This is a genomic window from Streptomyces sp. MH60 (assembly GCF_002939385.1).
Taxonomy (GTDB): domain Bacteria; phylum Actinomycetota; class Actinomycetes; order Streptomycetales; family Streptomycetaceae; genus Streptomyces.
In genome coordinates, this window is record NZ_MULI01000046.1 from 41,141 (window position 1) to 55,484 (window position 14,344).

A 14,344-nucleotide genomic window follows, 5' to 3' on the forward strand; every position below is an offset into this window, starting at 1 on the left:
AGGAGAACCTCCGGTGGGTGGGCAGCACGGAACACATGCCGACCAGACTTCCCGGCGCACCATGAGGATCTTGATGAGTCTCTTACGTCCGTCCAGCTTACCCGTGCCCCGGGTGCCGCACAGGGCGAGGGCACCCGGCGCGCGTCCGGCGCCGGGTGCCCTCGGGGTGCGCAGCTCAGTCCTCGCTGGTCGCCGCCGGGAGCTTCGACTGGATGAGATCCATCACCGTCGAGTCCGTCAGGGTCGTGACGTCCCCGAGCTGCCGGTTCTCCGCGACGTCGCGCAGCAGGCGCCGCATGATCTTGCCGGAGCGGGTCTTCGGCAGCTCCGCCACCGGCAGGATCCGCTTGGGCTTGGCGATCGGGCCGAGCGTGGCACCGACGTGGTTGCGCAGCGCGGTGACCAGGTCCTCGCTCTCCGCGGCCGTGCCGCGCAGGATGACGAAGGCCACGATGGCCTGGCCGGTGGTCTCGTCCGCCGCGCCGACCACGGCCGCCTCGGCGACCGACGGGTGGGAGACGAGGGCCGACTCGACCTCGGTGGTGGAGATGTTGTGGCCGGAGACGAGCATCACGTCGTCGACGCGGCCGAGCAGCCAGATGTCGCCGTCGTCGTCCTTCTTGGCGCCGTCGCCCGCGAAGTACTTGCCCTCGAAGCGTGACCAGTAGGTGTCGATGAACCGCTGGTCGTCGCCCCAGATGGTGCGCAGCATCGACGGCCACGGCTCGGTGAGGACCAGGTAGCCGCCGCCCCCGTTCGGCACCTCGTTGGCCTCGTCGTCGACGACGGTGGCGGAGATGCCGGGCAGCGCGCGCTGGGCGGAGCCCGGCTTGGCCTCCGTGACGCCCGGCAGCGGCGTGATCATCATCGAGCCGGTCTCGGTCTGCCACCAGGTGTCGACGACCGGGGTCGCGTCCGCGCCGATGTTCTTGCGGTACCAGATCCACGCCTCGGGGTTGATCGGCTCGCCGACCGAGCCGAGGACGCGCAGGGAGGACAGGTCGAACTTCGCGGGGATGTCGTCGCCCCACTTCATGAACGTCCGGATCGCGGTCGGCGCCGTGTACAGGATCGTCACGCCGTACTTCTGCACGATCTCCCAGAACCGGCCCTGGTGCGGGGTGTCCGGGGTGCCCTCGTACATGACCTGCGTCGCGCCGTTGGCGAGCGGGCCGTAGACGATGTAGGAGTGCCCGGTGACCCAGCCGACGTCGGCGGTGCACCAGAACACGTCGGTCTCCGGCTTGAGGTCGAAGACCGCCCAGTGCGTGTACGCCGTCTGCGTGAGGTAGCCGCCGGAGGTGTGCAGGATGCCCTTGGGCTTACCCGTCGTGCCGGACGTGTACAGGATGAACAGCGGGTGCTCGGCGTCGAACGCCTCGGGTGTGTGCTCGGCGGACTGCCGGTCGACGGTCTCGTGCCACCACTTGTCCCGGGCGCCGTCCCAGGCGACGTCCTGGCCGGTGCGGCGGACGACGAGCACGTGCTCGACGATCCCGGCGCGCTCGACGGCCTCGTCGACGGCCGGCTTGAGCGCGGACGGCTTGCCGCGCCGGTAGCCGCCGTCGGCGGTGATGACGACGCGGGCGTCGGCGTCCTGGATGCGGGTGGCCAGCGCGTCCGCGGAGAAGCCGCCGAAGACGACCGAGTGCGCGGCGCCGATGCGGGCGCAGGCCAGCATCGCGATCGCCGTCTCGGGGATCATCGGCATGTAGATCGCGACGCGGTCGCCCTTCTGCACACCCAGCTCCAGCAGGGCGTTGGCGGCCCTGGAGACCTCGTCCTTGAGCTGGGCGTAGGTGAGGGCGCGGCTGTCGCCGGACTCGCCCTCGAAGTGGATGGCGACGCGGTCGCCGTTGCCGGCCTCCACGTGCCGGTCGACGCAGTTGTAGGCGACGTTCAGCGTGCCGTCCTTGAACCACTTGGCGAACGGCGGGTTCGACCAGTCGAGCGTCTCGGTCGGCTCCTTCGCCCAGGTCAGTCGGCGGGCCTGCTCGGCCCAGAAGCCGAGCCTGTCAGCCTTGGCCTGTTCGTACGCCTCCGCCGTGACGTTGGCGTTCGCGGCCAGGTCGGCGGGGGGTGCGAACCTGCGTTCTTCCTTGAGCAGGTTGGCCAAGGATTCGTTGCTCACGACATCTCCCTTTCTCAGGGTTGTCCGTTGTGTCCCAGGCCACAGCTCATCAGACCCGGGGGGCCGATGACAAGGGTCGACGGGCAAATGGTTTAGACCTGTCCTGGCCGCCGCCTGCCGCCGCGCCGCCTTCGTGGTCCGTGGTCACCCGTACCCACGGAAGCCGACGACGCGGGGTTCAGTGTGTGTAATGCCTCTCACACCGGCCCGCGCCGCGGCTCACCGGGACCGCACCCGGCCGGAGGGGCCGGAGGGGCCGGAGGGTCGGACGGTCCGGAGGTCAGCCGGTCGGGTTCGGCTCCCGCACGAGCTCGAACACGTCGCCGTCCGCGTCCTCGGACAGCAGGTACGACTGCGCCTCGCCGACGTGGAAGTACATGCCGTGCAGCTCCAGGTCTCCGGCGCCCAGTGCCCGGGCCACCGACTCGTGGGCGCGCAGGTGCTCCAGCTGCTGGACCACGTTGGCCAGGCACAGCCGCTCGGCGGCATCGGCGGGCGCGCGTCCGGCCAGCCGGGGCCGGGCGCGGTCGTCCCCGCCTGTGTCCGCGGGCGCGCGCTCCAGGCTCGGCACCCCGTGCCGCAGCCATCGCTGGAGAGGGGTGCGCGCGCCCCCGGGGTCGGCGCCGAGCAGCGCCTGCATCGCCCCGCACCCGGAGTGTCCGCACACCGTGAGGGACCGCACCTTCAGCACGTCCACCGCGTACTCGATCGCGGCGGCCACCGAGTCGTCGCCGCTCTCCTCGCCGGGCAGCGGCACGAAGTTGCCGACGTTGCGCACCACGAAGAGGTCGCCGGGGCCACTGGAGGTGATCATCGACGTGACCACCCGCGAGTCGGCGCAGGTCAGGAACAGCTGGGAGGGCTGCTGGCCTTCCCGGGCCAGCCGGGCCAGTTCGCGGCGCATCAGCGGGGTGGTGTTGCGGTGGAACGCGCTGATGCCACGGGCGAGTTCGTGTCCGGGGGGTCCGTCGGGTGTGCCGGGCGCACGGGAAGCCCCGGTCGCACCGCGGGCGTTCGGGCCGGTCGCGGTGCCGGAGGACCCGTCGGGGGAGCTGCCGGGGGATCTGCCCGTGGCGGCCTGTCGGTGCTCGCCGGACGCCGGTGCCTTCGGTGGGCGCTCGCACTGGTGGTTGCGCCAGGGTGTCCAGGGGCGGCAGCGGCAGCCGTCCATCTCGGCCGGTTCGGAGATGCGGGTGCCGGGCCGGCGGCCGGTGATGTCGACGGAGCCGCCGTGCGCGGTGTGCGTCTTCTGCCAGTCCTGGAGCGTCTCGTACGCCGCGTGGTCCATGAAGGACCCGTCCAGCTCCACGACGGCGTCCGCCTCGTGGGGCACTTGGTGCAGGATCCGGCTGAGCCGCGGCACGGCGAGGAAGGTCAACTGCCCCCGTACGTGTACGTGGTGGACTCCCTCCATGTCGTCGTGGGTGATCCGGGTGCGGGTGAGGCGGTGCAGGGCGACGCCGACGGCGACGGCGATGCCGAGCGCGACGCCCTCCAGTACGCCGAGGAACACCACGCCGCAGGTGGTGACCGCGTAGACCAGCACCTCGCGGTGGCGCGTCACCGTACGAATGTGGTTCAGCGACACCATCTTGAGGCCGACGGCCATGACCAGGGCGGCGAGCGAGGCGAGCGGGATGAGCTCCAGGGCCGGGACCATCAGCAGCGCGGCGATCACTACGAGAACGCCGTGCAGCATCGTGGAGTTCCGGCTGACGGCACCCGCCGCCACGTTCGCGGAACTGCGCACGGCCACACCGGCGACGGGCAGCCCCCCGAGCGACCCGGAGACGATGTTGGCGGCGCCCTGGCCGAGCAGTTCGCGGTCGAGGTCGCAACGCTTGACGCGGCCGGTGAGCGCGGGCCGGGCGGCGACCAGCTTGTCCACGGCGACCGCCCCGAGCAGGGACTGCACACTGCACACCAGCGTGGTGGTGAGGACGGCGGCGACGAGACCGAGCACCGGTCCTTCGGGCAGCGAGGCCAGGGCGTGACTGCTCCAGGACGGCAGGTCGACCTTGGGCAGGCGGAGCCCGGTGAGGGCGGCGACCGCGGTGGCACCGGCGACGGCGACCAGGGCGGCGGGCAGCTTGCCCAGGATCTCGCCGGCCCGGCCGGGGATGCGGGGCCAGAGCAGCAGGAGGGTCAGGGTCAGCACGCTCACGGCCACGTCGGCGGGGTGGAGGCCGGCCAACTGGGCGGGCAGTGCGACCAGGTTGTCGGGCACGGAGCTCTGCGGGGTGCCGCCGAGGACGATGTGCAGCTGTGCGACGGCGATGGTGACGCCGATGCCGGCGAGCATGCCGTGCACGATGGCGGGGCTCACGGCGAGCGCCGAGCGCGCCACGCGCAGGCAGCCGAGCCCCAGTTGGGCGATCCCGGCGAGAACGGTGATGGCACAGGTCGTACGCCAGCCGTAGTGCTGGATGAGGTCGGCGGTGACCACGGTGAGTCCGGCGGCGGGACCGCTGACCTGGAGCGGGCAGCCGCCGATGCGTCCGGCGACGATTCCGCCCACGGCGGCGGCGACGAGGCCGGCCTGGAGGGGGGCGCCGGTGGCGAGGGCGATGCCCAGGGAGAGGGGCAGGGCGATCAGGAACACCGCGACGGCGGCCGAGACGTCGGCGCCCGCGAGGCGGAAGCGCCGGGGGCCGCCAGGCGGCGGGCTGTGGGGTGGGTGGACGTGCTTGGTCCGGGCCGAATCGGCGCGGGCGGGGACGCAGGCTGACATGTTCCCGTCTCCTGAGGGTCCGTTCGATTACAGCGAGTAAATGAATGGTAATTCAGAGTAAAGAAGAGGCATAGGTTTTTAGCGCGAATGGAGTAACGCCCCGGGCATTCGGGTGGATCAGTTATTTCATCGGCTTGTCGTACTAATTCCTTCTCATTTCCGTGTCACCTTGACGGCGCTGACGGCACGGCCCGGCTCAGCACCCGACATCGCCTAGTCGGCGTTGGCCCGAGAGAAGGAAGAAGGTGGGCGGACATGGCCGCCACCCGCAGGATGGCCTCCCACAGGATGGCCGCGCGCGCCGTGGTCGCCGCGATCTGCGCCGCGTCGCTCGCCGGTTGCGCGATCGACAACGGCACCGGTTCCGGCGAGGGGACTCAAGGTCCGGAGAAGGAAAAGGGGAAAGCGGCACCGGCGCCCAAGAACGCGGTCCGGCTGATCGGTGACGGTTCCACCGCGTACGCCGGGGCCCAGCCGCACCTGCCCCGCCCCGAACGCCTCAAGCCGGGCCAGAAGCCCCCGCAGTTCGTGGTGTTCTCGTGGGACGGCGCGGGCGAGGACAGTCAGAAACTGTTCTCCCACTTCCGCGAAGTGGCCAAGGAGAACAACGCCACGATGACGTACTTCCTGAGCGGCGTGTACATGCTGCCGACCGAGAAGGGGGATCTGTACAGCCCTCCCCAGCACTCCCCGGGCCGCTCCGACATCGGCTTCAACGACGAGCAGGGCATCGCCGACACCGTGAAGCAGCTGCGGCTGGCGTGGCAGGAGGGCAACGAGATCGGCACCCACTTCAACGGGCACTTCTGCGGCGCCGGCGGCGGCGTCGGGGAATGGTCCGTCGAGGAGTGGAAGGAGGAGATCAGCCAGGCCAAGCAGTTCGTGAAGACCTGGAAGACCAACACCGGGATGAAGAACGCGGCGCCCCTGCCCTTCGACTACGACAAGGAGCTGATCGGTGCCCGCACTCCGTGCCTGGAGGGCCAGAAGAACTTCATGAAGGCCGCGAGCCAGATGGGCTTCCGCTACGACAGCAGCGGGGTGAACAACCAGGTCTGGCCGTCGAAGAAGGAAGGCCTGTGGGACCTGTCGATGCAGCTCGTGCCGTTCCCCGGCCACTCCTACGAGCAGCTCACCATGGACTACAACTACATGGTCAACCAGTCCGGCACCGCCACCCAGGGTGACCCCGCCAAGCGCGAGTTCTGGGGCGACCAGATGCGTGACAGCCTGCTCAAGGGCTTCGAGCGGGCCTACGACGGGAACCGCGCGCCCCTGATCATCGGCAACCACTTCGAGTCCTGGAACGGCGGCACCTACATGCGCGCCGTGGAGGAGGTCGTCGAGACGGTGTGCACCAAGGAGGAGGTGCGCTGCGTCTCCTTCCGGCAGCTCGCGGACTGGCTGGACGCCCAGGACCCCAAGGTGCTGAAGAAGCTGCGCACCCTCGGTGTGGGTGAGGCTCCCGACAAGGGCTGGGCGTCCTTCCTTTCGGCCGCGCCCGCACCGGCCCCGAAGGGCGTGCCCGGGGCGCCGGCCGCCAAGCGGTAGCGCCGGGCCGCCGGGCGCCCCGGAGGGTACGAGGGCGCGGTGACCCACAGGTCACGCGGGGGCGGCGACCTCCTCGCCGAGCACGAAACCGGGGTCGACCTGCGCGGCCAGGTCGTCCCCGGTGCGCTCGTTGCCCCAACTGGCGGCGTTCTTCAGGTGGAAGTGGACCATCTGGCGGGTGTAGCGCTCCCAGTCCCGCAGCGCGTACGTCGCGTCGACGGCCGTGTGCAGCGCGCGCAGCGCCCGGCCGTTGGCCTCCTCCAGGAGCTCGAACCGGGGCGGGCGGCCCTTCTCCATGGCGCGCACCCAGTCCGAGTGCCCGACGGTGACCAGCAGGTCGTCCCCGACCTGGTCGCGCAGGAAGTCGAGGTCGTCCTGGCCCTGCACCTTGTTGCCGACGACCTTCAGGGTGACGCCGAAGTCGCGGGCGTACTCCTTGTACTGGCGGTAGACGGAGACCCCCTTCCGGGTCGGCTCGGCGACGAGGAACGTGATGTCGAAGCGGGTGAACATGCCGGAGGCGAACGAGTCCGAGCCGGCGGTCATGTCCACCACGACGTACTCGTCCCGGCCGTCGACCAGGTGGTTGAGGCACAGCTCCACCGCTCCGGTCTTGGAGTGGTAGCAGGCGACTCCCAGGTCGGCGTCCGTGAAGGGCCCGGTGACCATCAAACGGACGGCCCCGCCGTCGAGTTCCACCGGCCGGGCGCAGGCGTCGTAGACCGGGTTGTCCTCGCGCACCCGCAGCAGACGTGAGCCCTCGCCGGGCGGCGTCGTCTTGATCATTTTCTCGGCGGAGGCGATCCGCGGATTGCTGCCGCGCAGATGGTCCTTGATCAGCGGGAGGTGCTCGCCCATCGCGGGCAGCCCGGCCGCCTCCGCGTCGTCGAGGCCCAGCGCGGCCCCCAGGTGCTGGTTGATGTCGGCGTCGATCGCGACGACGGGTGCGCCGGTGGCGGCGAGATGGCGGACGAACAGGGAGGACAGGGTGGTCTTGCCGCTGCCGCCCTTCCCGACGAAAGCAATTTTCATGTTCACCAAGCGTAGTGGCTCGATAGCTGTAGGTGGCATGCGAGGCGGGTGAGGGGTGAAGAAGACCACTCATTCGTGGGGTGCGGCGCCGGGTTGCGTAGGGTCTTACTCATGAGTACGACAGGCGCGAACGCCGATCCGCTCGCGGCCCTGGGCGCCCTGCCCGGCGTGGCCGAGTCCGTGGAGTCCGTACGCACGGCCGTGGACCGCGTCTACGGCCACCGGGTCATGCGGCGCCGCAGCAACGAGATCACCTCCGAAGCGGCACTGCGCGGCGCCCGGGGCTCGGCGGCGCTGTCCGGGGCGGACTGGGCCCTGGAGGAGGTGCGCCGGCGCAGCGACTTCAGCGGCGACGGCGACGCGCGCGCGGTGGGCGCCGCGCTGCGACTGACCGCGGAGGCGGGACAGCTGCTGTCCATCTGGCGCCAGTCGCCGCTGCGGGTGCTGGCCCGGCTGCACCTGGTGGCGGCCGCGGACAAGGCCGACGAGGTGGGGCGCCCGCGCCGGCCGGGCGAGCCGGTGGACGAACCGCTCGTCGAGCTGCCGCTGCCGGACGCCGAGGAGGCGCACGGCCGCCTGGACGGCCTGGCCGCGCTGGTCGCGGCCGGCGGTTCGGCACCGGCGCTGGTGACGGCCGCCGTGGTGCACGGGGAACTCCTGGCGCTGCGCCCCTTCGCCTCGCACAACGGACTGGTCGCGCGCGCCGCGGAGCGCATCGTCCTGGTCGGCAGCGGACTGGACCCCAAGTCGGTGTGCCCGGCCGAGGTCGGCCACGCCGAGCTGGGGCGCGCGGCCTATCTCACGGCGCTCGACGGCTACGTCTCCGGAACGCCGGAGGGCATGGCCGCCTGGATCGCGCACTGCGGCAGGGCCGTCGCGCTGGGCGCACGCGAGTCGACGGCGGTCTGCGAGGCTCTCCAGCGCGGGGCGGCGTAGGGCGAACGACGCGCTGTCCGGCGGACGGGACAGATGGGACAGAGACAGGACAGAAATGCGGCGGTACGAGTGCTCGTACCGCCGCTGGCACGACCACCGGGGTACCAAGCGTCCTCGAAATATGCCCATCAGGTCGGGAACTTCGCCCGTCACCTGGTGCGGCTGGCCCGTAATCGACGGGTCGACGTCGCGTGGGTGCCCGGTGTCCGTGCTCGGTCCGTGGGGCCAAATGCGTGTTGAAGGCGATCCTTTCGGATGTCCTTGGTCTCGCGGGCCGTTGAGTCCTTTGTACTACCGGGCCCCAGTAAGCGGAAGCCCTCGCCGCACTTCTTTACTTTTGCGCTCATACGCGCGTGAAAGGGGCAGTCGGGTGGCCGGTCAGGCGGCCGTGGACCGCCGTCGGCTCGCGTACCAGACGAGGCCCGCGGTGGCCGCCGCGGCTCCTATCGCGGCGGCGGCGACGAGCGCGGGCCGCGGCGGCACGGAGAACCCCCCGATCCGCTGCTTGAGCCGCACCGGGCGGTGGAAGTCGAGAATCGGCCACTCGCGCGCGAGGGCCTCCCGGCGCAGCGCCCGGTCCGGGTTGACCGCGTGGGGGTGGCCGACGGCCTCCAGCATCGGCAGGTCGGTCGCCGAGTCGCTGTAGGCGTAGCAGCGGGACAGGTCGTACCCCTCGGAGGCGGCCAGCTCCCGGATCGCCTCCGCCTTGGTCGGGCCGTACGCGTAGTACTCCACCTCTCCGGTGAAGCAGCCGTCGTCACCCACGATCATGCGGGTCGCCACCACCCGGTCCGCACCGAGCAGCTCGCCGATCGGCTCGACGACCTCGGCGCCCGACGTGGAGACGATCACCACGTCGCGGCCCGCGGTGTGGTGCTCCTCGATCAGGGAGGCCGCCTCGTCGTAGATGATCGGGTCGATCAGGTCGTGCAGGGTCTCGGCGACCAGCTCCTTGACCAACTGGACGTTCCACCCGCGGCACAGCGCGGAGAGGTACTCGCGCATCCGCTCCATCTGGTCGTGGTCGGCACCGCCGGCGAGGAAGACGAACTGGGCATATGCGGTACGCAACACAGCCCTGCGGTTGATCAGCCCGCCTTGGTAGAACGACTTGCTGAACGTGAGCGTGCTCGACTTCGCAATGACCGTCTTGTCCAGGTCAAAGAAGGCCGCCGTGCGGGGCGTGGAGTGAGGCGCGGAGTGGGGCAAGGAGTGGTTTTCCACAACCCTGAGCATAGGCGCAGCCCATTCGGCGTAAGGTGGGGCGCGTGGGTTTGCCTGAGAAGGCTCTCGGGTACACCATGGAAGTCACGGATCGTTCGCGACCGTGCTAACCCGGTCCGACTCCTCCCCCCCCGAGTCGGCCGTGGAGACGACCCCCGCTCTCCCCCCCGGCGGGGGTCGTCGCATGTCCGGGTGGGTTTTCTCGCTCTTTCCATGACCTGGGCCCCGCGCCGTGCCGGCGCGGGGCCCAGGTTTTGTCGCCACCCATTCGGCTACGCAGCGTAGTTGCCGGACTGCCCTGCGGGAGTCGCACGCGGGGTGGAACGGGGCCGGGGGAGGCTCACCGGTTCGAGTGAGTCGATATTCACAACCGTCGAGTTGTCCACAGTTTTTGACCAAGATCCACACGATTTCCCGGATCGCTGCACCGTGATTCCCACGCGTCCGGGCCGTGCCGAGTTCCACGGCTGGATCTGTTTGCCGGACGCGTGCTGCGAGCCGCTCGTGCGGAGACCGGTTTCCGGTTCTTCGGGCGGCCGCGAATCGCGGGGCCGCGGCGGCTGCGCGAGACCACGAGACACCGGGCGCGACCGCGGGAGCCGCGCCGAAGGGGGAAAGGCCATGACCGGAACCATCACGCACGACCCGCCGCCCACCGCCGGAGGACGGCAGGGCGCACCCCTCATCGTCACCGAGGACACGGAGCTCCTGGACGACCTGCTGCGCCTGTGCGCGGCCGCGGGCGCCACACCGGAGGTGCACCACTCGGTGCCCGTGACGCCTCGTGCGACGCCTTCGGCACTGACCGGGACGGCGACGCCCTCGGCATCCCCGGCGTCCGGGCGGCGGACCGGGTGGGAGACCGCGCCACTGGTCCTCGTCGGGGACGACGTGGCCCGGCGCGTGCGCGGAGCGGTGCGGCGGAGGGGAGTGGTCCTCGTGGGCCGCGATCAGGACGACTCGGGAATCTGGCAGCGGGCCGTCGAGATCGGCGCCGACCACGTCCTGATGCTGCCCGACGGTGAGGAGTGGCTGGTCGACCGCATCGCCGACGTCGCCGAGGGCGTCGGCCGCCCGGCACTGACCGTCGGCGTCATCGGCGGCCGGGGCGGTGCCGGAGCGTCCACGCTGGCCTGCGCGCTCGCCGTCACCTCCGCGCGGGAGGGGCTGCGCAGTCTGCTGGTGGACGCCGATCCGATGGGCGGCGGCCTCGACGTCCTCCTCGGCGGCGAGACGGCCGACGGGCTGAGGTGGCCGGCGTTCGCGGCCTCGCGCGGGCGGGTCGGCGGCGGTGCCCTGGAGGAGTCGCTGCCCGAGCTGCATTCACTGCGGGTGCTCAGCTGGGACCGGGGCGACTGTGTCGCGGTACCGGCTCAGGCCGTGCGCGCGGTGCTCGCGGCGGCCCGGCGGAGGGGCGGCACGGTCGTCGTGGACCTGCCGCGCCGCATCGACGACGGCGTCGCCGAGGTCCTCGCGCAGCTCGACATCGGGATCCTCGTGGTCCCCGCCGAGCTGCGGGCCGTCGCGGCGGCGGGCCGGGTGGCGGCCGCGGTCGGCATGGTCCTGCGCGACCTCCGGGTCGCGGTGCGCGGGCCCTACGCCTCCGGTCTCGACGACCGTGAGGTGGCCCGGTTGCTCGGCCTGCCGTTGGTCGGTGAGGTGCCGGTCGAGTCCGGGCTTCTGCGTGCCACGGAGAGCAAACGTCCCCCGGGCACACCCTCCCGAGGCCCCCTGGCGCGCTTCTGCCGGGGCTTTTGGGAAGGGGCGCTGACGGAGACGGGCGGACGGGGCGGGAGCGGCTCATGAGGTGCGTGACGGGATCGGTCGTGAGCGGTGGAAGGCGGGGCGAGATGGACGCGGTGGTCGTGGGGGAGCGGGGCGGGGCGTCGGAGGCGCCCGCCGGGCCGGCTACGGGGAGGGGGACGGGGTGCCCGACCCCAGGGACACCCGACGGGCCGACCGCGCGCGTGGTTCCGGGCTGGGCGGTCCGGCAGTCCACCGGATCGCCTGGGGGCCCGACTGCCGGAGGGATGCCGCGCCGGACCTCCGGGGCATCGCTGGGACCGGCCTCCGGCGGATCGCCGGGCTCGGCTTCCGGCGGATCGCCCGGCTCGGCCTCCGGATGGGCTCGGACGAGGGCAGCGCGGGGTTCCGTGCGGTCTCCGGCGACGGTCGCGCAGAGGGGCCCGGGAGCCGCGCCCGGGATGCTCGACGGTGTGCGGCGGTGGCTCGCCGAGAGCGGGGCGGAGCCGACGCCCGCGCGGGTGGCGCAGGCCCTGCGGGAGCAGGGCCGGGTGCTGGGGGACGCCGAAGTGCTCGGTGCCGCCGAGCAGCTCAGGTCGGAGCTGGTCGGCAGCGGGCCGCTCGAGCCGCTGCTCGCCGACCCCTCGGTGACCGACGTACTGGTGTCCGCCCCGGACCGGGTCTGGGTGGACCGGGGCGGCGGCCTGGAGTTGACGCCGGTCTCCTTCGCCGACGCGGGGGCGGTGCGGCGGCTCGCGCAGCGCCTCGCCACCGTCGCCGGGCGCAGGCTCGACGACGCCCGGCCCTGGGTGGACGCCAGGCTGCCCGACGGCACCCGGCTGCACGCGGTGCTGCCGCCGGTCGCCGTCGACTGCACCTGCCTGTCGCTGCGGGTGGTACGGCCGCGCGCCTTCACCCTCGACGAGCTGACGGCGGCGGGCACCGTGCCGCCCGGCGGAGACCGCGTGCTGCGCGCTCTTCTGCGGGCCCGGCTGTCCTTCCTCGTCAGCGGCGGTACCGGCAGCGGCAAGACGACGCTGCTCAGCGCTTTGCTCGGGCTCGTCGGACCGGACGAGCGCATTGTGCTGGCCGAGGACTCGGCGGAGCTGCGACCCGACCATCCACACGTCGTCCGTCTGGAGACCAGACCGGCGAACCAGGAGGCCGCGGGTCTGGTCACGTGGAGGACCTGGTGCGCCAGGCGCTGCGGATGCGACCGGACCGGCTGGTCGTGGGTGAGGTGCGCGGTCCCGAGGTGGTCCATCTGCTCGCCGCGTTGAACACGGGTCACGAAGGCGGGTGCGGGACGGTGCACGCCAATGCGGCCATGGACGTACCGGCCCGCCTTGAGGCGCTCGGCACGGTCGCGGGCCTGGACCGTGCGGCTCTGCACAGCCAGCTCGCGGCGGCCCTCTCGGTGGTCCTCCACCTGGTCCGTGACCGCGCGGGTCGGCGCCGGATCGCCGAGGTGCACGTCCTGGAGCGGGACCCGTCGGGGCTGGTGCGGACCGTACCGGCCCTGCGATGGGGAGCGGAGGCCTTCGTGGCCGAACGCGGCTGGCAGCGGCTGCGGGAGCTGTTGCGCGGTGCGGAGTTCGAGGAGCGGGCCGTCGGACGGGAGGTGCAGGGGTGCTGAGCGCGGCGGGGACGGGCGTGCCGGGGGCGGGCGAGCTGTCGACGGGCGTGGCCCTGGTGTGCCTGGGAGCGGCCGCCTGGCTGGCCGGGGGGTGGCACTCGGGCGTACGGCGGGCTCGGATGGTGCTCGCCGAAGGCCGAACGGGCGGAACTGGCAGGACGGGCGGAACTGGCAGGACGAACGGGACTGACGGGACCGACGGGTCGGGTGGAGCGGGTAGTGCCGGGCCGCCCCCGGCGCGCCGGATGGCGGACGGGTTGCGGCGGGTCCGTGACCGGCTGACGCCCGAGTGGTGGTCACCGGTGGCCGGGCTGGTGCTGGCGCTCCTGGGCCATTCGCTGCTGCCGGTCGTCGCGGGGGCGGCCGGTGTGCCGGTGCTGCGGCGGGCGCGGCTGGACGGCCGGGAGCGGCAGGCCCGGGAGCGTCGGCAGGACGCGGTGATCGCCCTGTGCGGGTCGCTCGCCGGGGAGGTGCGGGCGGGACGACAACCGGGCGAGGCGCTCCTGTGTGCCGCGCACGACACCGGCGGGCTGGGCGACGCGCAGGCGGCGGTGCTGGCGGCGGCCCGGTTCGGCGGGGACGTCCCCGGGTCGCTGGCGGCGGCGGCCGGACAGCCAGGCGCCGAAGGGCTGCGCGGACTCGCGGCGTGCTGGCGGGTCGCAGTCGACCAGGGTGCGGGACTCGCGGCCGGTCTCGACCGGCTGGAGGGCGCGCTGCGTGCCGAGCGGGACCAGCGCTCCGAACTGCGCGCCCAGTTGGCGGGCGCTCGGGCCACGGCCGTGATGCTCGCCGGCCTGCCGGTCCTCGGCCTCCTGCTCGGCGTCGCCCTCGGGTCCGATCCGCTGCACGTGCTGTTGCACACCGGAGCCGGGCTGGGCTGTCTGCTGGCCGGTGGGGCTCTGGAGAGCCTGGGTGTGTGGTGGGTGGCGCGGATCGTGCGCGGGGGGGAGGCGGCGTCGTGAACGGCGACCTTGTCCACAGGCTGGGGGCAGTTGCGGGGACGGTGCTGGTCGCCGGCTGGCTGACGCGCGGTCTCGTGGCCGCCCGGCGGGAGCGCGGGGTGCGCAAGCGGCTCACCGGCCTGCTGGCACCGGAACCGGCTCGTCCCGCCGCGCGCCGCGCCGAGGTGCTGAGCACCGTCCGCCCATGGCTGCCGCTGGTCGGCACGGTGGGCGCCGGCTGGGCCGTGGTCGGCGGTGCGGTCGGAGTCCTGGTGGGCCTGGTCGGCGCGGCCGCGCTGTGGCGTTGGAGTGCCCGGCGTTCGGCGGCCGGTACGTCGGCGGCGGAGGCCGCTGCCGCGGAGGCCGCCCGCCAACTTCCGTTGGCGGCCGACCTGCTGGCGGCCTGTGTAGCGGCGGGC

General features: G+C 72.5%; 8 protein-coding genes and 2 pseudogenes. 6 read left to right on the top strand and 4 right to left on the bottom strand.

What is annotated here, in order from left to right:
• Positions 1 to 175: 175 nt before the first annotated feature.
• On the bottom strand, positions 176 to 2,131 hold the full coding sequence (acs, locus tag BZZ08_RS24990; RefSeq protein WP_104634503.1) for an acetate--CoA ligase: 1,956 nt from the start codon (positions 2,129 to 2,131) through the stop codon (positions 176 to 178).
• A 280-nt stretch (positions 2,132 to 2,411) separates the two neighbouring features.
• Positions 2,412 to 4,862, bottom strand: a complete 2,451-nt coding sequence (locus tag BZZ08_RS24995; RefSeq protein WP_104634504.1) for a SulP family inorganic anion transporter — start codon at positions 4,860 to 4,862, stop codon at positions 2,412 to 2,414.
• A 255-nt stretch (positions 4,863 to 5,117) separates the two neighbouring features.
• Here BZZ08_RS24995 and BZZ08_RS25000 point away from each other — a divergent pair, with 255 nt between their 5' ends.
• On the top strand, positions 5,118 to 6,413 hold the full coding sequence (locus BZZ08_RS25000) for a polysaccharide deacetylase family protein (protein WP_104634505.1): 1,296 nt from the start codon (positions 5,118 to 5,120) through the stop codon (positions 6,411 to 6,413).
• A gap of 51 nt (positions 6,414 to 6,464) precedes the next feature.
• On the opposite strand, the gene BZZ08_RS25005 is transcribed toward BZZ08_RS25000, so the two are convergent.
• Positions 6,465 to 7,445: an ATP-binding protein gene (locus tag BZZ08_RS25005; RefSeq protein ID WP_198601680.1), complete on the bottom strand. Its 981-nt coding sequence runs from the start codon at positions 7,443 to 7,445 to the stop codon at positions 6,465 to 6,467.
• Between the two features lie 111 nt (positions 7,446 to 7,556).
• Between BZZ08_RS25005 and BZZ08_RS25010 the strand changes: the two genes are divergently transcribed.
• Positions 7,557 to 8,381, top strand: a complete 825-nt coding sequence (locus tag BZZ08_RS25010) for a Fic family protein (RefSeq protein ID WP_104634507.1) — start codon at positions 7,557 to 7,559, stop codon at positions 8,379 to 8,381.
• A gap of 378 nt (positions 8,382 to 8,759) precedes the next feature.
• On the opposite strand, the gene BZZ08_RS25015 is transcribed toward BZZ08_RS25010, so the two are convergent.
• On the bottom strand, positions 8,760 to 9,617 hold the full coding sequence (locus tag BZZ08_RS25015; protein WP_104634508.1) for an HAD family hydrolase: 858 nt from the start codon (positions 9,615 to 9,617) through the stop codon (positions 8,760 to 8,762).
• A 609-nt stretch (positions 9,618 to 10,226) separates the two neighbouring features.
• Here BZZ08_RS25015 and ssd point away from each other — a divergent pair.
• The 4 genes and pseudogenes from ssd to BZZ08_RS25035 form a co-directional block, all read left to right on the top strand.
• Positions 10,227 to 11,411 carry a septum site-determining protein Ssd gene (gene ssd / locus BZZ08_RS25020; RefSeq protein WP_104634509.1) on the top strand — a complete coding sequence of 395 codons (1,185 nt, stop codon included), beginning with the start codon at positions 10,227 to 10,229 and terminating at the stop codon, positions 11,409 to 11,411.
• A gap of 398 nt (positions 11,412 to 11,809) precedes the next feature.
• Positions 11,810 to 12,984 (top strand): annotated as a pseudogene (locus tag BZZ08_RS25025) (TadA family conjugal transfer-associated ATPase).
• 17 nt (positions 12,985 to 13,001) lie between these two features.
• Positions 13,002 to 13,946, top strand: a complete 945-nt coding sequence (locus BZZ08_RS25030; protein ID WP_241965561.1) for a type II secretion system F family protein — start codon at positions 13,002 to 13,004, stop codon at positions 13,944 to 13,946.
• A pseudogene (locus tag BZZ08_RS25035) lies at positions 13,943 to 14,344 on the top strand (type II secretion system F family protein); the annotation flags it as partial. The gene BZZ08_RS25030 and the pseudogene BZZ08_RS25035, both read left to right, overlap by 4 nt.